19 protein-coding genes, 1 tRNA gene and 1 riboswitch are annotated in these 23,074 nt (G+C 44.3%); of the genes, 3 read left to right on the top strand and 17 right to left on the bottom strand.

The features are described from left to right. Positions 1-100: 100 nt before the first annotated feature. Entirely contained in the window at positions 101-1,147 is a 1,047-nt protein-coding gene (locus GTH32_RS11860; protein ID WP_163085973.1) for a PLP-dependent cysteine synthase family protein, read from the top strand. A 25-nt stretch (positions 1,148-1,172) separates the two neighbouring features. On the opposite strand, the gene GTH32_RS11855 is transcribed toward GTH32_RS11860, so the two are convergent. The 5 genes from GTH32_RS11855 to prfC form a co-directional block, all read right to left on the bottom strand. Then, complete coding sequence (locus GTH32_RS11855) at positions 1,173-2,132, bottom strand: nucleoside hydrolase (RefSeq protein ID WP_163085971.1); 960 nt, start codon at positions 2,130-2,132, stop codon at positions 1,173-1,175. 294 nt (positions 2,133-2,426) lie between these two features. Then, a complete protein-coding gene (locus tag GTH32_RS11850; protein WP_163085969.1) occupies positions 2,427-2,999 on the bottom strand; it encodes an NADPH-dependent FMN reductase in 573 nt (190 codons plus the stop codon). A gap of 148 nt (positions 3,000-3,147) precedes the next feature. After that, positions 3,148-5,490 carry a DPP IV N-terminal domain-containing protein gene (locus tag GTH32_RS11845; protein WP_163086002.1) on the bottom strand — a complete coding sequence of 781 codons (2,343 nt, stop codon included), beginning with the start codon at positions 5,488-5,490 and terminating at the stop codon, positions 3,148-3,150. 232 nt (positions 5,491-5,722) lie between these two features. Further along, positions 5,723-7,453 (bottom strand): arginine--tRNA ligase, encoded by a 1,731-nt coding sequence (gene argS, locus GTH32_RS11840; RefSeq protein ID WP_163085967.1) that lies wholly within the window; start codon positions 7,451-7,453, stop codon positions 5,723-5,725. A 9-nt stretch (positions 7,454-7,462) separates the two neighbouring features. Continuing rightward, positions 7,463-9,052 carry a peptide chain release factor 3 gene (prfC, locus tag GTH32_RS11835; RefSeq protein WP_163085965.1) on the bottom strand — a complete coding sequence of 530 codons (1,590 nt, stop codon included), beginning with the start codon at positions 9,050-9,052 and terminating at the stop codon, positions 7,463-7,465. Between the two features lie 435 nt (positions 9,053-9,487). Here prfC and GTH32_RS11830 point away from each other — a divergent pair, with 435 nt between their 5' ends. Continuing rightward, the gene (locus GTH32_RS11830; RefSeq protein WP_163085963.1) at positions 9,488-11,236 is read left to right on the top strand and encodes a sensor domain-containing diguanylate cyclase; all 1,749 of its coding nucleotides are present in this window, start codon (positions 9,488-9,490) and stop codon (positions 11,234-11,236) included. A 63-nt stretch (positions 11,237-11,299) separates the two neighbouring features. On the opposite strand, the gene GTH32_RS11825 is transcribed toward GTH32_RS11830, so the two are convergent. The 9 genes from GTH32_RS11825 to GTH32_RS11785 all read right to left on the bottom strand — a co-directional run bounded on the left by GTH32_RS11825 (position 11,300) and on the right by GTH32_RS11785 (position 18,285). Continuing rightward, positions 11,300-12,220, bottom strand: coding sequence for a DMT family transporter (locus tag GTH32_RS11825; protein WP_163085961.1), 921 nt, complete (start codon positions 12,218-12,220; stop codon positions 11,300-11,302). Positions 12,221-12,422: 202 nt separating this feature from the next. Next, positions 12,423-12,878: a ribosomal protein S18-alanine N-acetyltransferase gene (rimI, locus tag GTH32_RS11820; protein WP_163085959.1), complete on the bottom strand. Its 456-nt coding sequence runs from the start codon at positions 12,876-12,878 to the stop codon at positions 12,423-12,425. Further along, complete coding sequence (locus GTH32_RS11815; RefSeq protein ID WP_163085957.1) at positions 12,879-13,445, bottom strand: hypothetical protein; 567 nt, start codon at positions 13,443-13,445, stop codon at positions 12,879-12,881. Between the two features lie 135 nt (positions 13,446-13,580). Beyond that, a tRNA-Trp gene (locus tag GTH32_RS11810) sits at positions 13,581-13,657 on the bottom strand. Between the two features lie 126 nt (positions 13,658-13,783). Next, entirely contained in the window at positions 13,784-14,599 is an 816-nt protein-coding gene (locus tag GTH32_RS11805; protein ID WP_163085956.1) for a phosphotransferase, read from the bottom strand. Then, the gene (gene pnuC / locus GTH32_RS11800; protein ID WP_163085954.1) at positions 14,574-15,203 is read right to left on the bottom strand and encodes a nicotinamide riboside transporter PnuC; all 630 of its coding nucleotides are present in this window, start codon (positions 15,201-15,203) and stop codon (positions 14,574-14,576) included. Before pnuC ends, GTH32_RS11805 begins: the two co-directional genes overlap by 26 nt. After that, positions 15,203-15,466 carry a hypothetical protein gene (locus GTH32_RS11795; protein WP_163085952.1) on the bottom strand — a complete coding sequence of 88 codons (264 nt, stop codon included), beginning with the start codon at positions 15,464-15,466 and terminating at the stop codon, positions 15,203-15,205. Before GTH32_RS11795 ends, pnuC begins: the two co-directional genes overlap by 1 nt. A 13-nt stretch (positions 15,467-15,479) precedes the next feature. Continuing rightward, the gene (locus tag GTH32_RS11790; RefSeq protein ID WP_163085951.1) at positions 15,480-17,591 is read right to left on the bottom strand and encodes a TonB-dependent receptor; all 2,112 of its coding nucleotides are present in this window, start codon (positions 17,589-17,591) and stop codon (positions 15,480-15,482) included. Positions 17,592-17,645: 54 nt separating this feature from the next. After that, positions 17,646-17,753: riboswitch (TPP riboswitch) on the bottom strand. A gap of 97 nt (positions 17,754-17,850) precedes the next feature. Beyond that, positions 17,851-18,285: an acyl-CoA thioesterase gene (locus GTH32_RS11785; protein ID WP_163085949.1), complete on the bottom strand. Its 435-nt coding sequence runs from the start codon at positions 18,283-18,285 to the stop codon at positions 17,851-17,853. A gap of 59 nt (positions 18,286-18,344) precedes the next feature. On the opposite strand from GTH32_RS11785, the gene GTH32_RS11780 reads away from it, so the two are divergent. Continuing rightward, positions 18,345-20,678, top strand: coding sequence for a GNAT family N-acetyltransferase (locus tag GTH32_RS11780; protein ID WP_163085947.1), 2,334 nt, complete (start codon positions 18,345-18,347; stop codon positions 20,676-20,678). A gap of 114 nt (positions 20,679-20,792) precedes the next feature. Here GTH32_RS11780 and GTH32_RS11775 read toward each other — a convergent pair whose 3' ends face one another. The 3 genes from GTH32_RS11775 to GTH32_RS11765 are packed head-to-tail and all read right to left on the bottom strand — an operon-like array spanning position 20,793 to position 23,072. Then, positions 20,793-22,058 carry a tetratricopeptide repeat protein gene (locus GTH32_RS11775; protein WP_163085945.1) on the bottom strand — a complete coding sequence of 422 codons (1,266 nt, stop codon included), beginning with the start codon at positions 22,056-22,058 and terminating at the stop codon, positions 20,793-20,795. Between the two features lie 2 nt (positions 22,059-22,060). Then, positions 22,061-22,672, bottom strand: a complete 612-nt coding sequence (locus GTH32_RS11770) for an energy transducer TonB (protein ID WP_163085943.1) — start codon at positions 22,670-22,672, stop codon at positions 22,061-22,063. A gap of 1 nt (position 22,673) precedes the next feature. Beyond that, complete coding sequence (locus GTH32_RS11765) at positions 22,674-23,072, bottom strand: ExbD/TolR family protein (RefSeq protein WP_163085941.1); 399 nt, start codon at positions 23,070-23,072, stop codon at positions 22,674-22,676. Between the last annotated feature and the right edge of the window lie 2 nt (positions 23,073-23,074).

The raw sequence follows: 23,074 nt of genomic DNA, 5'->3' as shown, positions 1-23,074 counted from the left end.
TACTCGCACTCTATTTGAAATTTTAAGCAAGATTGATAAAAATATAACGGATGTTTGCTGTTATGCTAATGCTACCATTTTATTGTAGGAATGACGGTTTATGGCCTCTTGGGTTACTCAAGCAATTAATAAAATAAACGCCGACTATCAGCGCTCAGCAGACACCCACCTTATAAAGTTAGATAGAATAAATATTTCCGGCGTTGATATATACCTTAAAGATGAGAGTACCCACCCCACGGGCAGTTTGAAACATCGCCTAGCTCGTTCACTTTTCTTATACGCATTATGTAATGGTAAAATCAGCCAAGATAGCCTTATTGTTGAAGCGTCCTCTGGCAGCACTGCGGTATCTGAAGCTTACTTTGCGCGCATGATAGGTGTACCTTTCATTGCTGTAATGCCCCGCTCCACGGCGCAAAGTAAAATTGCTTTAATAGAGCAATTTGGCGGCAAGTGTCACTTTGTCGACTGCCCCACGCAAATGCATGATGAAGCGATACGTATCGCCGAACAAAACAAAGGCTACTTTATGGATCAGTTTATGTTCGCTGAACGGGCGACTGATTGGCGGGGTAACAACAATATTGCCGAAAGTATCTTTGAGCAGATGAGTGCAGAACCCCACCCTGAACCACATACCATCGTAATGAGTGCGGGCACCGGCGGTACATCAGCCACTATCGGGCGCTATATCCGATACAAGGGTTTAGACACATCGCTTGTAGTGGTTGACCCCGATTACTCTGTTTTCTATGACAGCTACCAACAAAGAGATACGAGTTTAGTAGCACAACGAGGAAGTCGTATCGAAGGGATTGGGCGCCCTAAAGTTGAGGCGTCATTTCAAGCAGATGTTATCGATAGCATGATAAAGGTGCCCGATGGGGCCAGTGTGGCCACCATGCTGTGGTTGGCCGATAGAATAGGTATTACTGCGGGACCATCTACCGGTACAAACCTATGGGGAGCACTTCAGGTGGCAAATCAAATGCGTGAAAATGGCGAAAAAGGCTCGGTGGTGACTTTGATGTGTGATAGCGGCGAGCGCTATCAAGACACCTACTACAATATCGAATGGGTAACCCAGGAGTTTGGCGCTATTGACACGTACCGCCAACAATTGGCCGATATTGCGCTTGTTTAACCATAATTTTGGCGTTTAGCATACGCTAGCGCCCATTAGATAACTGTTCACGATAAAGTTGTAAATAGGCCTCTTCATCTACATTGCAACACACCTTTTGCGCTGGAAAATCGGCCCAGTCGTCTATAGGAAAGCGTTTGTTTGCAGTTTTTTGAAGTGTGAGTCCTATTGCTGGCCCCTCTGTAACCACGCGGATTGGCCCTGCGACTGTTTCGAATAAATGAGGCGCTATTACATACATAATAGCTGATGAGTCGTGTACGTAAATGCCGTCAACCTTATCGGTTTGTTGATGGAAATCAGCATAAAAGCGAGTAATGTCATAAATAAATTGGCCATACTTAGGCGAGGCGTTTATTAATGAAGATAAATAGGCATTGCTCATAATGGTTTTCATAGTGACATCTAATCCCACCACAGTTACCGGCCAATCCGCGCTAAGCACTTCATCAGCCGCATGCGGATCGCCAATGATATTCGCTTCCGCAAAGGGGGTCATATTCCCTGTTTTCCCCTGATAGCCAAACGCACCTCCCATAATAACCACCTGCTTAACTAAGTGGGTTATTTCAGGGCATTTACGCAGTGCTAACGCCAAGTTGGTCATGCGCCCAACCGCCACAAGAGTAATGGCATTAGGATGCGCCTTCACTTTTTCTATAATGTAATCGTGAGCAGTAAGAGACACAGGGCTAGGTAAATTAGACTCATCAATATGAATGTTACCTAATCCATTTACGCCGTGAACAAAGTCGGCGGGTTCATCAACCGGGATAACCAAAGGCTTTTCAGCGCCTTTAGCCACATCAGCCGCAAGATTGAAACGCCCTTTGAGATATAAAGCATTACGTGTAGCCGTGTTGAGCGTGGCATTGCCAAAAACTGTGGTTATCCCTATAAGATCTATATCGCTACACGCCTCAGCAAATAAGATAGCCATGGCATCATCAATACCTGGGTCGGTATCAAATATTACTTTTTCCAATTTTTTTCCTCTTATTTGCTCGATTACGTATAGGCAAAGCGTATTGCCTCAGTCTTAGCGCCGCACTTTTTTCCCCGTGCCTTTTTTACCGTGCCTTTTTTACCGTGCCTTTTCGCAGCTACGTTACCTTAAAAGCGCCTCTATAAGGTAAGTGCCACCAGGCTTTGCCCTAACACTACGAGGCTACTTGTATTAAGTTATACCCAGTTATGTGTCAAACAACAATCCCTTAGGCCAAATAATTGACCATTCAGTCTACTTTATACCTAACCAAAGAGACGGTATAAAACAGGGTTAGTTGGCAATTTTAGTGGCCAATTCCGCTGTTTGCTTACCCAGTGTTTTTAACTGCGTAATTGTCTTTTCATCAATAAGCTTATGATTTTCCCCTATAAGACTATCAACTTTTGCAATCGCTTTTTGGTTTGGAGCTACTATTACACCTAGGTTTTCTAGCAACATACGTAATACCACTAGCACGCGCATACCGCCTAAACCACCGGCTGAAGCAGCCATAATCCCTGCAACTTTCCCTCGATACGCCGCAAGCGGCTTTTCGCCTTCGTCCATGCGTGACGCCCAGTCTATGGCATTTTTTAACAACGCAGGATAACTAGAATTGTATTCGGGTGATGCGATTAAAAAGCCGTCATGTTCAATCATGAGCGCTTTTAATGCTTTAGCACGCTCTGGTATACCAAACTTAGCCTCCTCATCTTCATTGAACAAGGGCATTGCATAGTCTGCTAAGTTTATAACCGTTACTTGTGCGCCCGCTTCTTTTGCCCCTTCAGCGGCCACATTGACGATTGCGTGATTAAATGAGCCTTCTCGTGTACTTCCAGCAAACGCTAAGATCTTCGCCATTTCCATTTCCTTTCACTTAAATAATAAAGGCCGGCATTGCTGCCAGCCTTAGTTCGTATACGCTTAGGTTGTACCTATTTTTTAGCTTATTTGCCAGTCTTTAGAATAACTCACAAAGCGCTGAGCCCCTTTGTGTGTCAAGCAAGACTTACAAATGCTCGATAAAATAGTCACTGATAAGTGTTTTTAAATGCAAGGTTGTATTCTTGCCCTCATAAATACCGTGTGAGCGATTTGGATAGGACATGAAGTCAAATTGTTTGTTGTGCTTAATTAATTCATTAATTAAACGTTCCGACCCCTGATAATGAACATTGTCATCGCCAGTACCATGAATCAGCAATAAGTCGCCTTCCAAACCATCTGCGTAGTAAAGTGCTGAGCTATTCTCATACGACTGAGGATCAGTCTTAGGGTTACCAGAATAACGTTCTTGGTAAATAGTATCGTAAAGGCTTAAGTCAGGCACAGGGGCTACTGCTACGCCTACTTTGTATTTATCTGCGTATCTAAACAGTAAATTAAGCGTTTGAGTACCACCACCAGAATGGCCCCATACTCCCACCCGATCGGTGTCGATGACGGACCAGCGTTCAGCCATCGCTGCAAGCGCATCAGCTTGATCTCGCACAGTAATAACACCTAGCTTTTTATAGATAGACTTACGCCAATCACGCCCTTTCGGTGCTCGCGTTCCACGGTTGTCTACTGAGGCGACAATATAGCCTTTTTGCGTCATCATCGCGTCCCAAAGGTAGCTTCCGCCTCGCCAGCTATCTTTCACCGTCTGCCCCCAGGGCTCGCCATAAACATAAAAAATTATGGGATATTTCTTACTTGGGTCCATGTTGGGCGGGAACATAATGTAACCATCAAGCGTTACACCGTCTTGCGCCTGTACTTGGAAAAACTCATGGGAAGGGAGATTTTCATTGGCCAGTTTCTGTTTTAGTTCGGTGTTAGTAATTAAGCTTTTAATAGGTTCATGCCCATCAACTTTAATGACTTCTCGCATTGGTGGTGTGGTGAAATTACTGAATGAGTGACGAGCATAAGAGCCATCTTCAGACATATAATAGCTATTTGTCCCTGCGAACTTTTCAGGGGTTACACGTACCACTTCCTCAGAACCATCTAATGTCGCTTTATATAAGTAACGCTGTGAAACGTCCTCTGGCGACGCGGTAAAATACAATGCATTGTTATCTTCGTTTACCGCAAGAAGATCGACAATGTCATACTCGCCTGGCGTTAAGTCAACAATTTGGCTACCGTCTTTCGCTATTCTATAAAGATGACGCCATCCATCCCGTTCACTATGCCAAATGAAATCATTTCCACCATTTATAAACTTAGCATCGTAAAACCATTCTAAGAATGCCTCGTCTTTATCAGTGTAAATATTAGTAAGTTGATTATTTTTCCAATCGAAGGTCCAGAGTTTATTGGTGTTTTGAGGACGGTTAACGTCTTGAATAAGTAGGGTATCGCCTTCTCCCGCCCATGATATACGTGGGATATAACGGTCTCGATTGTCGCCCGCTAGGTCGGCCCAATGGGTTTCGCCATTTGTCACATCAACAACACCCACCTTTACCGCAGAGTTTTGCTCACCCGCTTTAGGGTAAGGAAACGTTGTTAACGTGGGATACAAGGAATCGGTATTGTTGATCATGGTGAAGGTTTTTACCCCTGATGTATCAAGCTGCCAATAGGCAATACTTTTGCTGTCAGGGCTCCAGCGAAATCCATCGCGAATAGAAAACTCTTCTTCATACACCCAGTCAAACGTTCCGTTTACAATGATATCACTGCCATCATGGGTAAGTTGCTCTACGTTGTTGGTGCCTACTGGTTGCATGTAGATATTATTATCTCGTACCCACGCAATGTGTTGGCTGTCCGGCGAGAACTTAGCAAACATTAAACGGGCATCACCTGGCTCCTCTCCCCCAAGCTGCAACAATTCATTTGTGTCTAAATTTAGGGTATAAAAGTCGCCGCGGCTGTTAGAACGCCATACTTTTTGGCCATTGGTAAAAATAAGTAACCACTTACCGTCTTTTGACCAACTATAACGCTCAATACTTATCGGCTCGTCTTGTCCCTCTGGGATCAGCTTTTCAAAATTTACCAGAACCTTACGGCCAGTACTGTCAGGTTTATAAAATACAATATCATAGCCTGAAACCGATGCTTCAGCCTCGCCGATGTCATCTTTAAGCGCATCAACATCACTATTATTCACCGCGTCATTACTCGCGTCTGTGTCTGAAGAGCGCTTTTCCAATACGGTATAGCCTGAGCCATCTTTCAGCCAAGTGAAATAAGTACTACGCTCGCTTTGGAACTCACGTTGCTTATAAATTCTGTCTAATGTTAGCGGAGTAACGGCTGGGGCCGATGTCTCCGTGCTAGCTACATCTGTCGTTGGTGTAGTGGCACACCCCGCTACCACCATGGTCGCAAGTGCAGCGCCAATAAGGTTTATTTTTATCATTTCTGCGTGTCCCTGTTACTCTTTCATTTTTATTGTGGATGCTATGAGCATCATTTTAGCCGTTTACACGTTAGCATTTTTCTTTACACAAGTTAGCTTATGCAGGTTAAAACCCCTATTATTCCCGTTAGATGAGTAGTTTTGATAACTTTTTGGCCATAAAAAAGCTGACCTAAAGATCAGCTTTTTTAAAATGTAGAATAATTAATAAAGTAGCGCGTATTTACATTTTTTCCAGTGTTTCGATACCTAATAAACCTAAACCTTGCGATAAGGTTTTCGATACCAACGCACACAACGCAAGACGACTATCCCTTACATTTGGTTCAATGCCCTCTTTGAGCATTGGGCATGCTTCGTAAAACGTCATAAACGCCGATGCCACATCGTATAAGTATGTACACAGTAAATGAGGTGTTGCGTCACGAGATACCATGCCAATGACTTCTTCAAATTGCATAAGCAATACTGCCAACGCATGCTCTTGTTTTTCTGCAATAGTGATATCCACTGGCAACGCTGCTATATCCACATTGGCTCTTCTGAATAAGCTCTTCACTCGGGTATAGGCATACTGTAAATAAGGCGCTGTATTACCTTCAAAACTCAACATTGAGTCCCAATTAAACATATAATCAGTGGTACGGTTTTTTGATAAATCAGCGTATTTTACTGCGCCTATACCTACTTTACGTGCAACTTCTTTTAGCTCATCTTCACTTAATTCGTTATCACGCTCGGCAATAAGTTTACCTGCACGCTCTACTGCTTCATCTAGCAGTTCAACCAATTTAACCGTGCCACCCGTACGGGTTTTAAAAGGCTTTCCGTCGCTACCTAGCATCATTCCAAAAGGACAATGCTCATAGGTTTGCTCCTCTTTCATAAAGCCTGCCTTGCGCCCTACGATTTCAGTTTGCTTAAAATGTAATGCCTGACGCGCGTCAGTAAGAATAAGCGTACGATCGGCGTTTAGTTTGCCACTGCGATAGCGCATAGCTGCAAGGTCTGTAGTTGCGTATAAATACCCGCCACCCGACTTCTGTACGATGTAAACCGCTGGATTGCCTTCTTTATCTGCCAGCTCAGGTAAAAATACCACCTGCGCACCTTGGTCTTCTACGGCAATACCTTGTGCCTTAAGATCGGCGATGACACTAGCAAGATCCTCGTTATACGCAGACTCCCCCATAATATCTTTACGGGTTAGGCTAACATTAAGTTTGTCGTAGACTTCTTCTGAGTGGGCAATAGAAACATCAATAAACTTTTCCCACAATGCGAGGCATTGCGCGTCGCCACCTTGTAACCTAACCACATACTCGCGGGCGCGATCGGCAAAGCCTTCTTCTTCGTCAAAACGAACTTTCGCTTCACGATAAAAGTCTTCCAAATCAGATAAGGCTGTTTCGGCCACCTCTTCTTGCAACTTATCCGACAGATGAGCAAGAAGCATCCCAAATTGGGTTCCCCAGTCGCCCATATGGTTTTGACGAATAACATTATGGCCTAAAAATTCAAGCACCTTCACTACGGCATCGCCAATAATGGTGGTACGCAAATGCCCTACATGCATTTCTTTAGCAAGGTTGGGCGACGAATAATCCACAACAATATTTTGAGGTGAAGACTTAGCAATGCCCAAGCGAGGATCGGTCAGTGCTAATTCACACTGATTGGCCAGCCACGTATCCTTCAAGTGAACATTAATAAAGCCTGGGCCTGCGACCTCTAATTTGCTGGCAATATCGTCAAGCTTAACGATAGACACAATTTTTTCAGCGATATCTCGGGGTTTTTGTTTCAATTGTTTAGCTAGCGCCATAGCGCCATTAAACTGATACTCGCCAAACTCTACCCGAGCACTGCGCGACACTGGCACTGGCGCATTTTCTACGCCCATCTCTTGTAGAGCTTCATTAAAACGGTTAACTAATAGTGCATGTATATTCATAGTGTATTCTTAATTTTCGCGCGTATTTTTAAACTGAATGTCGGGGTAGCGCTCTTGCGCCAATTGTAAGTTCACCATTGTCGGCGCTATGTACGTAAGGTTATCGCCGCCATCAAGGGCGAGATTTTGCTCACCTTTACGACGGAATTCATCAAGCTTTTTCTCACTATCTGAGTATACCCATCGCGCTGTGCTAACGTTAATATGCTCATATAACGCATCTACGTTGTACTCTGCTTTTAGGCGAGCCACTACAACGTCAAACTGCAATACACCCACCGCGCCCACAATTAAATCGTTATTGGCGAGGGGACGAAATACCTGAACCGCACCTTCTTCAGATAACTGGATTAAGCCTTTCAACAATTGCTTTTGTTTCAACGGATCTTTTAGCCGTATGCGTTTAAATAGCTCTGGCGCGAAGTTAGGAATACCCGTAAAGCGATAATTATCGCCTGATGTAAAGGTGTCGCCGATGCGGATAGTACCGTGATTGTGTAAACCGATAATGTCGCCCGCATAAGCTTCTTCTAGCAGTGCACGATCGCCAGCGAGAAATGTGAGCGCGTCGGAAATACGCACATCTTTTCCTAAACGGCTGTTGCGCATTTTCATGCCTTTCTCATACTTGCCAGACACAATACGACAAAACGCGATTCGGTCGCGGTGTTTTGGGTCCATATTGGCCTGAATTTTAAACACAAACCCACTGAATTTACCGTCGGTACTCTCAATGCTACCTTCCTCGGTCTCTCTACCTAACGGCCCCGGTGCCCATTCAACCAAGCCGTCAAGCATATGATCGACACCAAAGTTACCCAATGCTGTACCAAAAAATACAGGGGTTAGCTGACCTTCAATAAACAATTCTTTGTCAAACTCATTTGATGCGCCGCGCACAAGTTCAAGCTCGTCACGCAGAGTTTGGGCTAAATCGCTACCTACTGCTTCGTCAACTTCTGGGTTATCTAGGCCTTTAATAATGCGTACATCTTGGATCGTATGGCCGTGCCCGCTTTGATACAAAATAACTTCATCACGGTAAAGGTGGTATACACCCTTAAAGCTTTTGCCACAGCCAATCGGCCATGTGATAGGCGCGCACAGAATATCTAATTCTGTCTCTACTTCGTCAAGCAACTCAAGGGGGTCTCGAATGTCTCGGTCAAGTTTATTCATAAACGTAAGAATGGGCGTGTCTCGCAAGCGAGTCACTTCCATTAGTTTACGGGTTCTATCCTCTACCCCTTTAGCCGCATCAATAACCATTAAACAGGAATCAACTGCGGTAAGTGTACGATAGGTATCTTCCGAGAAATCTTCGTGCCCGGGCGTATCTAAAAGATTAACCAGATGATCACTATAGGGAAATTGCATTACAGAGGTGGTCACCGAGATACCACGTTCTTTTTCCATTTCCATCCAGTCCGACTTAGCGTGCTGGCCAGATTTTTTACCTTTAACCGTTCCGGCGGTTTGCAGCGCACGCCCAAATAACAACACCTTTTCAGTTATTGTCGTTTTACCCGCATCAGGGTGGGATATGATAGCGAACGTGCGTCGCTTTTTAATCTCTTCTAACAGCTTTTGATCTGACATTAATACTTATCTTTTTCGTTCTGTGCTTTTCGTTCTGAACTTGCACCAAGTTCAGGATCGCGCTTTACCACGGTGAAGCAATGCTTTACCGCACAAAAGAGGGTTCTTTTTAAAACGCTCGATACAAGCTAGGTATTTAATTAGCGCAATTTTAGCATCTTACGCGCTGTAACAGTAGAGCGAGTTAGCAAGAATTATAGCCCTTTAGTAGTTAAAAGCAGAAAGCCCAAATGTAGATACCTAAGTGTTATCAAATCAGTGTACGAAGCCCGGCAATAGAGTATTTTCTAGACATTACATTCACTTATTTGTGTACGCTTTGCTATTATCTTTTAATTGCTTACTTGTTTATTAGTCTCTACATTAACGTGTGGTGTAATTAAAGTGCCTTCAACCATTGTTAGCTCGAGGTTTGACTTTTAATGCTAAATTTTTATGACTAGATTCGCGTTTTTATTTCTATTTTTAACTTACAGCTCCTGGGCACAAAGCCAGGCGGTATTTTCCGATATTAACGAGCAGCTAACGTTAACTTCTTATACTCATTTTACAGTAACATCAGCGCCTACGCTTACTGGTAATGAACAATGGGTGAGTGATGCCTCACACTTAACCCGTAAGCCTGATGAGTACCTGCATTTTAAGGTTACGGTAACAAGCCCTCATTCCACCCCCACCCCAGTGTGGCTGAATATCATTTTTCCTGCGATCAAGTACCTTTATGTATCGGATGGAAACAATCAATGGTATACCGGAGATGCGCTTGCTTTTACCACCCGAGAAGTAGATGTACCTAACTATCATTTTCCTACCATTTTACCCGCAAAGGGCAGCGTAACCTTTTACGGCCATATGCAAGGTGAAATACTTCGCTATAGTTTTTCTGTGGCCACACCAGAAAAAATGACAAACAACTATATTTCGATTTTACAACGAGATATGGCTTTTTTCGGTGCCATGACAATCCTAACTGCACTGTGTTTTGTGGTGTACTTTGCTACCCGTAAACTCGCCTTCTTAAGCTTCGCTATTTTTATTTTAGCCACTACATTTTGGTTTTTCAGGGTGTTTGGTTATGCCTTTAAATTGTTGTGGCCTACCTTACCTGCACTTAATGATATAAGTTACGCGATAAGTATTTACGCTGTATTACTGTCGGCATTTTGGGTGCTATTCGCTACGTTAAAGCGACCGGGACGCAAGGTTTATGGATATAAACCTATCCGCCTATTTTGTTTCGCCCTCCCCTTTATTGGTATGGGAGTATGGCGAATTGCTGGGTTAGATTTAGCGCTGAAACTTCCCGTCATTTTGTTCGTTCCTTTTCTATTTATTTCAGCTATCGTTATTTTCAAAGAACACAAACGGGGTTCGGGCACTGCGAAGTGGCTAGCCATAGCAATGCTCCCGGTGTCCATAAGCACATTAGTGTTGGTAATGATTGCGCTGTCTAACAATCTTTATGCTTTCGATCCCATCGCCATGTTCATGATAGGCTTATTGCTTACCTGTACCTTTATGATAGTGCTAACCTCGAACTACCTTGTGCGGGTACTTCAAAGTGAGAGAGACAGTGAGAAAGCCATCGCAGAGCTACAAAGTAAGCAAACCGCGATGCTAGAAGAGCTAGTAAGAGAAAGAACGAAAGAGCTAGAAGCCTCAAATAAGATGCTAACTGAACTTGCATCCCTAGACGCGTTAACCAATTTACCGAACAGACGTAGCATTGACTTATTTGTTGATGAAAGCTTTGAAACGCCCCCATCTGCTGGCAACACACTTGCCATTGGTTTAATAGACCTCGATCATTTCAAAAGCATTAATGACACCTTCGGCCACGATGTGGGAGATATTGTACTTCGAAAAATAGCCACTATTTTACGCCCCTTAAATAACGAAGATACAATAGCTGGGCGCTTTGGCGGTGAAGAATTTGCGATTATATGGCGTAATATAGCCGCCCGAGATAGCAAGGCATCAGAATTTTACCAAGTGTTGGCCAAAGTGCACCATAACATCAATACCCTCGTTGTTGACGAATTAGAGGGTAAGCGCCTTGGCGCGTGCATAGGCTGGACCTTATGCAATGGCCCCGACGATATCGTGGACGCCTTTCGTCGCGCGGACAAAGCCCTTTATAAAGCAAAAGACAAAGGCCGAAATTTGATCATACACGGGCGTTAGTCCCCTCCCATAAATTAGCTGTGCTGCACCAATGAAGGGGGACCTTTTTCTCTTATCGTTCGCTTATCGCCCTTTGGTGAGTATTTTAAGGGAGCTACGGGGTAAACCGTTTACCAACAAAGCTGCAATCATTAACACTGCGCCTGCTACCACCATCGGCAATAAAGCTTCATTCAACACTACAACTGAACTCACGTAGCCGATAATAGGGGTAAGTGTAGAGATAAGCACTATTTTATCCGGAGCCAACTTAGGCCCCGCTGCCACCATAAGACCAAAGCCCAATCCAGTGGCCACCGGCCCAATATAGGTTAATAACGCCCAATCCCTTAGTGAATAGGATGCGAAGTCGGGGATGCCTTCAAACACAAAGGCAATACCTAACATAACGATACCGGCAATTAAAAATTGCCAAAATACCGCTTCTATAACTGTTCCTTGCCATTGATGAAATGAGACGCGACGAATGGCCAGAGCCCACAATGCAGAAGCGAGTAGCATACCAAACAGCGGGATCCACGCTCCTGGCTGGCCTGAACCAAATAAAATCAATACACAACCAAAGGTAGATATGCCCGTTAGGATAAGCCGTTTTGACGGGGCTTTTTGCTTATACCATAGGGTATCGATAAGCAACATCCACAAAGGAGTGGTGTAGATCAAAATACTTGCAGTGCCCGCAGGGATAAACTGCAGCGATACCGTAATTAGCCCCATAGAAAGAATAAATTGGAAAAAGGCCACGACCAGTATTACTGACCTATCTTTTCTGTTTAACCGGGGTAAGCGATGTTTCGTCAATAAGACAAACAAAGCTATTACGGGGATACTGAGAATAAAACGTAAACTCACCATCCATAGAGGACTAACAATCTCAAGTCCCACTTTCATACCTGGCCAATTGAGACCCAAACAGATAACGGCAACCAACAGCATTTTTAAGCCTTTTGATTGTTCATTTCCCACCATTGTTGCTTTCGACATGTTTTTGTAAGCCTGCTTCTGCTTGAGATGTTTAGAACATTTGATAAGGGGCCAATGAGAAACACAGGCCCTGATTCAGAGGCGGCAAATATAAGGGAATTAGCCGAGAATGAAAACCCTATCACGGTAAGGGTATACGCCCCTTGTAGACCAATTGGTCAACTTTTTGTTACACCTTTAAGCGAAAACAAAAAATTTTCCGTTAAAAACCTTTTAAACGCATAATGAGCGCGTTTTCTTTGCCAGTGGGTGTGGAGTAATAGTTTTTGCGCGTGTCGATATGCTCAAAACCATTTTTGTTATAAAGCGCAATCGCTGCCTGATTACTTTGTCTCACTTCAAGCCATATAGCGGCCATATTATTTTCGGCCGATTTACGTACAACGTTATCCACAAGAGCCTGTCCTACGCCGCGGCTTCGCCTATTTTCACCTACCGCAATATCCATAAGTGTGGCTTCATCTACTACCTCAAGCATAATAGCGTAACCCGCTACGGCGTCATCGCTATAAGCGAGTACGCCGTAATAGGGGGGCGTAAAGCAATCTTCAAACGTAGAAAAAGACCAAGGTGACGCATGTGCTTTTTGATGAATGCGATAGGCCGCGCGTACATCAGGCCCGCTAGAGTTTTCGGAAACGGTAATAAGTTCAATCATTTATGCTTTAATAACTTGCTGACTTGCTTTCACTAAAGCGTGCCATAGCGCACGTTGTTGTTTGCTTGAAAGTTGATTGGGCGCAACGGGTAGCACGATAGCATTTTCTAGTACAGCAACGTCTTTACCTATGATGACGTTGGCTTGTGAAGATGATAAACCTAGCTGAACGCATGCCAGCGTTATATCGGACAACCACTGCTGTGCAGCTATTTTCTGTTGGGCACTTAGTGGAATACCTAACGGTGGCGGCGGTGATTGTGTAACCGAAGAATGCGGTGAGGTTGTGGCCGTAGATAGCGTGTTATGGGGCTTGGAAGGGTGCTCCGTGTCTTTCACGGATTTGCTGGTAATATTTGAGTCTTTCGCACCTACTTGGGCACGCAATTGCGCCAAATGAGACTGTTTATCTTGTTGTGAAATAGGCTTACCACTCGGCAAGTTTTGTGGCGAAGACGACGACGCTTCTGGGCTAGGCTCAGTTTTAGCTAAATACGCTTGCTGACTCACCCACACGGGGATCCCCATTTCTTGTAAAATTGCTTGCTGATACGAACTGACTGTCATAATGCCTTACGCCGTTAAAACACCTACTCTTAGTTTACTTCAAGACTGCATGTTATTGAACGGGAAATAATATAAACGACGAATACGTGAAGTACAGGAAATACGGGAAATAAAGATTTACGAAAAAGAGGAAAGTGGCAGGGGTGGAGGGACTCGAACCCCCAACCATCGGTTTTGGAGACCGCTGTTCTACCAATTCGAACTACACCCCTAGCGCGCTGTGCATTATACGGATGGCATTAAAAAGGTAAAGCCTTTTTATACCCCAACGCTTCTGCATGCTTAATTAACGCCCAATGCGATGAAAATTCAAGCGAAAACTTTATTTGAATAGAGAGCTAAACCGGATTTTGGTCTTTGTTCATGGCACTATTCCATAGTGCGTTAGTCACAGACACCAGCTCAACATGTCTGTAATAATTATCGAAAACTTCATTTACCGGAGCGGCTATATGTGTTGCATAAGCTGCTACCAAGGCTTCACTCTCATCTCTACTAAACTTATTAATCATACAACAGGAGGCGATATCAAAGTAACGGTTTCCCTTTGCTGCATACTCCCAATCGATTATTAAGGGGGGGCGTTGAGAGGCTGTAAGCACGTGTCCTTGCAATAAGTCGTTATGGCAAAGAACCACATTAGTAAGGTCTTGCTCGCTCGCTTGCACATCACTTTTGAGATTTACTGCCCTTTGGTAAAGGGGGGATTCATCGGTTAGGTTGGCTATGTCAAGATAATGCTGCCACCGGTTCCATAGGTTTAATGCAGGAGCATCAACAGGCAATTGATGGATCTCATAGAGCACCGTGGCAAGATCATGTGGCGCTAGGCAACCGCTGTTACCTTCTACCCACTGTTCAACCCAAAGCGTTTCACTGCTATTTAGCCAAATAGGCGCGGGCGCGGCACCTAACTTAGCTATTGCTTGTTGCAGTTTAAACTGTTGTTGCCTATCAACCCCGCTAAAATCGTCATTTCCCAACCATTTTACCGCAGCCGGTAAGCGCACCTGATACTCACTGTGGTTAGGATAACAATCATCGTTTAGACGATACACATGATTAACCGCGCCCGAGGGTTGCTGAGTTAGTTTGGCTTTAGCACTTAACCCAAATGCTTTTGTTAACTCATTGAGCATAGATTTGGTTTTCATTTTGTCCTTTCCACTGCATGAACCACTGATAGTAGCCAAAAATAGAAAAACCAACGTAACCTAAGAATAAACATGCAGACAATGCATATCCAACCTGCAGATAAAGATAGGCTGAGGCAAGATTGATAAAGAACCAATAGACCCAGTTTTGTAATATTTTATGCGCCACCATAAAGGTAGTAACCACACTTAACAGGTTAATGCTGGCGTCTAACAGTAAGTATTCACTATTGAACTGAGAGCTTGCTATCTGCGAAAGTCCCCACGCCGACAGCAGCATGGTTGGGACTATGAGTGCGTGTAGCCACAACGGCCAAGATGTGACTCGCTTAATCTCATCCGCATCCCCCTTCCCTTTTGACCATTGATAATAGCCATAGCCCGCCATCACCATATAAAAAAGGTTAAGTGCAGCCTGAAACGGCAATGTGACTTGCCAGAATAACCACGTGTAGATAGCGGTGTTAATAAACGCGCATAACCAACACCAGCTGTTTTGTTTAGCCGCAAGCCACACATACGCTATGGCGAGTACCACGGCTACCCACTCTAACGGTGAGGTAGCCGCTATTTGACTAATAAAATCGGAGAAAAAGCCGTTCACTATGACGACTTTCTAGCATTCATTGCATCAAAATTTAAAAACTTTGCCACAAAAATAGCCTGCCCAACTTCTTCGTGGGTACGCTGCATCTCTTCCCCAAGTATTGTCATTACCTCACTGTATTCCCCTGTTACCTGTGTACTGGTAGAACAGGTGGTAACGCTAAGTGCATCGTAGGTATTAAGCCTATCGATAAACGCTTGAATAGGGGGAATGTACTCATTTACCAATGGGTATAACGACAACTCAACCATCACTTGCATTGTATTACCTCTATTAGAATTCATATTTAACAGTTACACCAAATTGGCGGCCGTTACCTAGTTGATAATAAGGCTCGCTAAACGCGTAATCGTCACGTGGGTCGTTACTAAACCCTCCGAACCCACGGGTGTAATATTCCTTATCGAATGCATTTTGAACCCATACCGAGGTATGCCAATTATCATAAGTGAGTACCAACTGAGAATTTACCAAGGTAGTGGTTGGCGCTGTGACATCGTGGCCATCAGAAAAACGGTATTCATCTTTATAATCGATGTCTACACGCCAGGATAAGGCGTCTGTAAATGCGTACTCACTATAGAGGTTCGCCGTCCATTTAGGTGCCTGAGCCTGTCGTTGTTCTGCAATCTCGGTACCGTCAGTTAACGTATAGCCTTCAAAGGTCGCACTCAAATAGCCTAAACTTGCGTTTAGCTGCCAAGCATCGGATACCAGCCAAGATAACTCAAGCTCAGCGCCTTTATTAGTACCTAAGTCAGCGTTCGCGATGATGTCTACAAACCCCGCCGTACCATCATCCCGGGTGATAACATCATAATCATTGACCTGGGTGTCTGTTCTATCCATATAAAACAGAGCAGCCCGCGCGGTTAAGTTAGGCAAAAGCATGGGGCCTTTCACACCTATTTCATAATTCCAATTGTACTCTTCGTCAAAGAAACGCTGTTCATCATTAACCCGACTATCTGGGTTAAAACCCGCGCCTTTAAAGCCGCGAGAAATACTGGCATAGTAAAAATGCGCACCTAGCGTATATTGAAGCGCTACTTTCCCCCCCAACATCCTTGTATCGAACGCTCGTTCTAAGCCGTTATTATCTGCATAGTCGAAATCGTAATTCTCTATTCTCAATCCGGCAACTAGGCTTAAATTATCGTTAATACGCGTTTCTGTTTGCCCATAGAGCGCTGTGGTTGTAGGCGTATAATCGCTCTTAAAATCCTCACCTAAATAGGTATATTGACGAATAAGCGATTCTTTTGAATGTTTATAAAATGCGCCAAGGGTCCAGTCTGTTTTACCACTAAATAGCGCCGCCTCTTTAGACGAAACAAAACGCACTTCACCGGTTTGGGTCTCTACATCGCGATAGTAGGCGTCAAAGGATACATAGGTGCTGGGATGAAAATCTGGATAGGTCCAGTCTTCGTCAAAACCATAGGCAATATTATGTGCGGCGTGGGTTGCAATAAAAATAAGATCCCCCGCTGCGGTCTCGGTAGTGGAGCGTGCACTAATTGCGTGGGTTTGGTGTTCATCGAATCCGGGCTCATCAGATAGCGTTTGATTATTATTGTCTAAAGAAAATGCATCATAGCCGTTATCAATATCGTACCAGCGATAGGTTAATGCCAATGTAGTGGCATCGCTTACTTGCCCACTTGCGCTTAAGCGCAGGGCTGTTTCATCAATATTATTGGTGTCGTCTTGATGAATCAGTTCAGACTCACCGGCTTTTATGTGGGTGTTTTCGACAAACCCATCACTGACATTATGCACTAAGGCAACACGGTAACCCCAATCACTATTAATCTCACCGCCAGTAGCCGCCTCAACGCGATAGCTGTCTTTATTGCCCGCCCGAGCTTCTACATACGAAGGGGACGCGCTGCCTACCTCATTGCTCGATAACTTAACCGCACCTGCAAGCGCACCTGTACCATAAAGAGTAGCTTGCGGACCTCTATATACTTCAAGTTGTTTAGTATCAAAAATAAGGCCGGCGGCAGCTAATCCCGAAAAATCGAATTCATCAACAATAAAACTCACCGACGGATTAATCGGCTCGGCAAACTGACTGCGCTCCCCAATACCCCGAATTTGAACAAAGCGCCCCCTAGAAGCACCAGCTGCGTAGTTAACATTAGGAATACTACTTAACACACTATCTATATGCGAGGGTTGCCTACTACGCAGACGCTCTTGGCTGACAATAGTGGCGCTTGCGCTTAATTGATCGAGAGTGGTTTGGCGAAAATCGCCAGAGACAACAATTCGCTCAATTTCGTCCGTATTTTCAGACACGTTTTGTCGCGGAGCGTCTTGAGCAAAGCTGGCTATCGACATAGCCAATAAAGAAAATGTAAAAAGCTGTTTGTGCATGGGATCTCTTGTTCTTTTTTAAGAAAAAAGACCCGGGTTTACGGCAGGTGATAAGGCTGTATTGCTAACCATCCCTACGCCGGTATTATCCGGATCAGGTGTAAGGGTTCCCACAGTAGAGTGGATCTCAGTCCGAACAAACGAACACCCCTTGGTACGCGTGTATGGCATCTAAACCATATACTTGGCGGCAGTCTACCAGTTAGTCAAAGCCCGTCAAGTGATTAAGCAGTAGTTTTAAGCGCTGAACAACGTCAGCTTATTTCGTTGGTGAGTCTTCTACGTTTAGATTTAATCGACGAACTTCCTCGTCGGTTTGGGCGATCAAGGCTTCCAATGTTTTACCATGAGCAGAAGGCTGGCGCGAATCAGGATCTACCTTCACAAAGACGATATCGTCAGCAAAACAGATTGTTTTCTTCGTGGCTTTATTTCGAACCAAACAGCTTACTGTAATAGAGGTTCTACCCACTGCTTTAGTCTCAAGCCCAAACTCCACAATATCACCCTGTAATGCAGGCGACTCAAAACTAATTTCACCAATATGCTTAGTTACCAAACAATTGGTCTCTAACTGACAAATCGCCCATATAGCGGCTTCTTCATCTATCCATTCCAGCGCTCGGCCGCCAAAAAGAGAATTGGCATAGTTAAGATCATTTGGCATTACTAGCCGGCGAGAGAGAAAGCGCATTCGAATTCCTTAGCGTTAGTCGTTACTATAAGGCCAGATTATACCGAAAAAACACTCTTATGGCGCAAAATTCTGTTTACAGTTGGTTGTACTCACCTTTCGTTAACGCTAAACAACGCATTACACATAGACGCTTGTTAGTTATTGCTGACGACGAAGCTGCGTGTGCGAACAAAGTTGCACAGCTGCTCGCCCCCCCTAGCAAGTTTAACCAAGGAGAGCAGTCAGTATCAACGATAGTGGTAGGTGCAGAAGGCACTCTTCAAGCGAACGTAAGAAAACACCTATTAGGCAACGAATACGATATTGGTGTACTTTACTGCCATCGGGGATTTTCGCCCAGTGACTTGTTAGCACTCGCTGGAACACTTAGGTATGGCGGATGTTTAATTTTGTGCACCCCACCCTTTAAGCAATGGATAAACACCCCATCCATGGCGAAAGTCTCTTACGGATACCAACAAACTTATAGTCGCTATATAGCCCGGCTCACCAATATATTCATAGAAACTCACGAAGTCTCTATGTGGACACCCACACGTTTGCACCTAGCCCCCCCTGAAACCACGTCATGGACACCCACACATTGTCACCCCAGCACAGCGGGCGCACCCACGCAATCGCTAGAAGGCGAGTCAGATATTCCCCTGAAAAATCAGACAGTTGAAAAAAGCATTGAGAAAGACACCCAAAAAAATATTCGAATTGGAAGGCGCCAGGAAACTCTGGGTGCGTTTAATGCGGATGAACTTGTGGGTGTCCAAGAAGTGGGCGAAAGTGTGGGTGTCCAGGGCCTTACGGATAAAATGGGTGTCCAAGAAGTGGGCGAAAATGTGGGTGTCCAGGGCCTTAATAAGGAGCAGCGTACTGCTTTTAACGACTTCGTGGCCATGCAGTGCCTGCGGGGCATTTTAACCGCTCCACGAGGTAGAGGTAAGTCGACTCTATTAGGCGTAATTGCAGCTTATTTTGTATCGCAAGGTAAAACCGTATATATCACGAGTACCGTTCGCCGGAATGTTGATGCACTTATTAAGCATTGCTGCGGGGCATTTACTACGATTAAGCAAAAGGGAAAAAACAGCTACTTCGATCCGAAAACGGGGGGAGTATGTTCGTGGCTTGCTACCGATAATCCAAAACTATTTTATGGCCAGTGCGATTTGCTCATTGTAGATGAAGCTGCGTCATTACCATTGCCCACAATCAAAACGTGCCTTTCTCACCATCCTCAGTGGCTTCTTGCCACCACACTTCAAGGCTATGAAGGTAGCGGCCAGGGCTTTATTCATCGTTTACTTCCTAGCCTTTTAGCAAAGAATGCTCTCCACCGCACATTAACAGCTCCGTATAGATGGGTAACAGGGGATAAATTAGAAATCTTGTTAAATCATCTCTGTCTGTTTGAAGGCTATAGTTTCAACAATGACTTGGTAAGTTCTCTAGTAGATAGAGTAAGCGTGGATGAAAAATACAGTAAACTGAGCAGAGTAACTAAATGCGACCTCGACACTATGCCCTATGGTGAATTAAATGAAGCCATGGGGCTACTCGCTCTTGCCCACTATCAAACCACCCCCGATGACTTTTTACGTATACTTGATAGTGAGGCCTTATTACTGTTTGTATACAAAGAGAATGGGCGGATCGTGGGCGCAGCAGTTATATATAACGAAGGGGGTGAGCAACTAGCCCCCTTAGCGCATGAAGTAGCCGAAGGTAGCCGTCGCCCTGCGGGTCATATGAGTGCACAACGCATTGCCCTACTTGCAGGCGATGGTAGTTTTGCGAAGCAGAAGTATTGGCGAATTAACCGTATCGCGGTGCACCCTTGGTTTCGTAACCAAGGAATAGGAACTCAGATTATAGAGGAAATAAAACAGTTTGCGCATCACCATAACATCGATTGTTTAACAAGCTCTTACGGCGCAAAACCCGCCCTCAATAGGTTCTGGCATAACAATGGGTTTGTTACTATAGATACTGGGATAAAAGTAAATAAGGCTAGTGGCGACATAAGTGCATTAGTCATCTATCCGCTTAGTAAAGAATTTAACGAAAAAGCAAACCTGCTTACTTCACTGTATGCTAATAACAATAATTCTAACGTATTTAAACTTACCGAGCTTGATAAACGTGTACAGAAAGTGTACTTAGCTAAACTTTGGAATTTCTGCCATGGTCACCTCTCACTGGAGCAGGTAACTATGCCCTTAGCCAGCTTTTGTAAGCTTCTGTTTGCTAATGATATAGATAAGAACGAGCTCCAACCTTTACTTTGTACACTCCCCTTAAACACCTCCGAGCTAAGAAAAGTGTTCAAAGCCTCTGGAAAAAGTGATCTTAACGACAAAATACGCAATTGGTTAATACGTAATCTGCCCAAGAGTTAGATAACGCTTCATTGTTATTTAGCACGGATCAGTAGAAACAAAAAAGCCTCCAAGTGGAGGCTTTTAAATATCAGTCACAGTTTAGCTATAGTCGAGCTACATAGCTGCTGTTGACTAGATATTGATTCCGCGGTTTTTCGCCTTTTCTTTAATGTAAGGCTCCCACGCTGACGCATTACGACGAAGTGAACGATCTTTCTTCGCTTCTTGCACGTGATTGTAAGCAGCCTTGAAATCCCCTGCGTAGAAATTCGCTTCCATAAGTGTAAAGTGAATTTTTTCAGGATCCTCAGCACCACGTTCTAGTGCCTGAGTAAGGGCTTTAATCGCACCTTTATAGTCTTCAGAAACTAGCAACAACGTACCTTGCTTTCTGTAATGGTCAGGGTTTGAACTTTTCGCTGCCGCGCGCCCATAAAGGGTAGCTGCTTGAGCGTAGTTCTTAGCCTGATGGTAAGCATTACCGATATTTGCAAGCATTTCAGCGTCTTCTTCAAGCAAACCAGACTTAACATGTTTTTCCAACAACTTAGCAGCCTTATAGGGCATACCATTTGTTTGGTACAACTGAGCTAATGTCTTAATTTCGTTAACTTTTTTAAGAAAACCTTGGTTGTAAGCAATTTCGAAAGTCGAAAGACCTTTTTTATAATCTTCTACGGTTAAGTAGAAGAAACCTAGCTGAGTCCACCAACGTGGCTCACTTGGGAAATTGCGTACCAGCTCTTCAGCTACTTCAACCGTTTGCGAGAACATCTTACGTTCATAAAACGACGTTAGCTTAAGTACGTATGGGTTTTTGTTTGGCTCTTCATATAGCGCTATCGCTCTATCTGCTGGCTCTACCATCTTGTCTAATTGACCAGATTCATAGTAAGCCTGGGCCAAACGAGTATATACATCAGGATCTTCTTTACAGGTAAAGTCCATCCATGCCTTATACCATTTGATTGCATCTGTGTACTTACTTTCCTGCATGCTCAAATCACCAATCAATTTCAGTGTTTGAGAATGCTCGGTATCATTAAGCACTTTGTTTTCTACAGAGCTAACCAAATAACCCATTGCCTTGGCACCTTGGCCATCTTGCGACGCAAGAAGGTTACCAATAAAACGGTCAACATAGGCGCGATCAAAATCTTCAGAAGCGTCAATATCATAAAGAATATCTAGCGCTTCGTCGACCCGATCTTCATTGTAAGCTTCGAACGCTTTTTGAACTTTCTTACCAGTACGCTCACCTACTAATGTAGTTTTGCCCTTTTCGTACCCTGGACAAACTACAGGTGAAGACTGGGCTAATGCTGCAGGAGCAGAAAATACTGCACCTGCGCCTAGCACCAAAGCAACGGCTGACATTTTGAATGTACGTTTCATCATGATCATTGCTCCAGTTTAAAGTCTAGCTGAACGAACATACCTGGTTGTTTAACCGGTTTGCCATCAACGATCTTAGGCTTATATTTCCACTTACGTAATGCACGGCGTGCTTCACGGTCAAATATACGCTTAGGCTCAGCTTCAATTACTTCGATATCGTCTACACCACCAACTTCGTTGATAGTGAAAGACAGTCTTACCCAACCTTCACGACCGTCACGGGCAGCTTGTGGTGGATACTTAGGATCGATACGAACGATAGGCGTGGCGTCACCGTCACGCTGCATGGCTCCAACACCACCAATGTTTACACCAACACCCCCAGTATCTACAGCAGGAATAGCTAAGCTAAATCCATCTGCATCTGGTTCTGCAGCTTCTGGCTCAACAGGTTCCATTTTAGGAGGCTGCTGTGGCGGAGGCGGCGGTGGTGGCGGAACACGTTGACGCGTTTGCGTCTGGTCGTCTGGTTCCTGCATCACAATATCGATTACCGGTGCTTCAGGTACTTCGTCCGCTGGTCTCGCTGAGTTTTCAATCAGCTTAGCCATCAATACGAATAGGGCAAATGCAACACCAGCACCTAGAAATATAGATACAATTATACGTAACATCTTAACCCCTTGCTGCTACCGAGACCCGATTAACGCCAGCGGCTTTAACTTGGTCCATTATTTCAACTACCAAACCATGCTTTGCCTTTACGTCGGCTTGAATGATTACATAGTCTGTTGGCTGCTCGGTAAGCAGACGCTCAATATTAGCTCTAACGCTGTCCGGCGACACTTCACGTTTATCCAACCAAACGCTTCCATCTTCGGTTACCGCTATGAAGATATTCGCATTTTTATGAAGGACCGCCTGGCTCGCATCTGGCTTGTTAACTTCAATCCCTGCTTCTTTTACGAAAACAGTGGTAACGATAAAGAAGATAAGCATGATAAAGACAATATCCAACATGGGAGTCATGTCAATCTGTGCATCTTCTTCCTCGGTTCTGACTTTTCGAGCCATAA

Source organism: Alteromonas profundi (assembly GCF_010500865.1).
In the GTDB taxonomy this organism is placed as follows: Bacteria; Pseudomonadota; Gammaproteobacteria; order Enterobacterales; family Alteromonadaceae; genus Alteromonas; species Alteromonas profundi.
This window is presented reverse-complemented; position numbering and strand designations above follow the sequence as displayed.

Coding starts and splice junctions, on each gene's coding strand:
- GTH32_RS11795 (WP_163085952.1), bottom strand. CDS start 15,466: ATGCAAGTGATGGTTGAGTTGTCGTTATACCCATTGGTAAATGAGTAC.
- rimI (WP_163085959.1), bottom strand. CDS start 12,878: ATGATTGAACTTATTACCGTTTCCGAAAACTCTAGCGGGCCTGATGTA.
- GTH32_RS11780 (WP_163085947.1), top strand. CDS start 18,345: ATGGCGCAAAATTCTGTTTACAGTTGGTTGTACTCACCTTTCGTTAAC.
- GTH32_RS11790 (WP_163085951.1), bottom strand. CDS start 17,591: ATGCACAAACAGCTTTTTACATTTTCTTTATTGGCTATGTCGATAGCC.
- GTH32_RS11770 (WP_163085943.1), bottom strand. CDS start 22,672: ATGTTACGTATAATTGTATCTATATTTCTAGGTGCTGGTGTTGCATTT.
- GTH32_RS11850 (WP_163085969.1), bottom strand. CDS start 2,999: ATGGCGAAGATCTTAGCGTTTGCTGGAAGTACACGAGAAGGCTCATTT.
- GTH32_RS11825 (WP_163085961.1), bottom strand. CDS start 12,220: ATGTCGAAAGCAACAATGGTGGGAAATGAACAATCAAAAGGCTTAAAA.
- GTH32_RS11805 (WP_163085956.1), bottom strand. CDS start 14,599: ATGAAAACCAAATCTATGCTCAATGAGTTAACAAAAGCATTTGGGTTA.
- prfC (WP_163085965.1), bottom strand. CDS start 9,052: ATGTCAGATCAAAAGCTGTTAGAAGAGATTAAAAAGCGACGCACGTTC.
- GTH32_RS11785 (WP_163085949.1), bottom strand. CDS start 18,285: ATGCGCTTTCTCTCTCGCCGGCTAGTAATGCCAAATGATCTTAACTAT.
- argS (WP_163085967.1), bottom strand. CDS start 7,453: ATGAATATACATGCACTATTAGTTAACCGTTTTAATGAAGCTCTACAA.
- GTH32_RS11815 (WP_163085957.1), bottom strand. CDS start 13,445: ATGACAGTCAGTTCGTATCAGCAAGCAATTTTACAAGAAATGGGGATC.
- GTH32_RS11775 (WP_163085945.1), bottom strand. CDS start 22,058: ATGATGAAACGTACATTCAAAATGTCAGCCGTTGCTTTGGTGCTAGGC.
- GTH32_RS11830 (WP_163085963.1), top strand. CDS start 9,488: ATGACTAGATTCGCGTTTTTATTTCTATTTTTAACTTACAGCTCCTGG.
- GTH32_RS11765 (WP_163085941.1), bottom strand. CDS start 23,072: ATGGCTCGAAAAGTCAGAACCGAGGAAGAAGATGCACAGATTGACATG.
- GTH32_RS11860 (WP_163085973.1), top strand. CDS start 101: ATGGCCTCTTGGGTTACTCAAGCAATTAATAAAATAAACGCCGACTAT.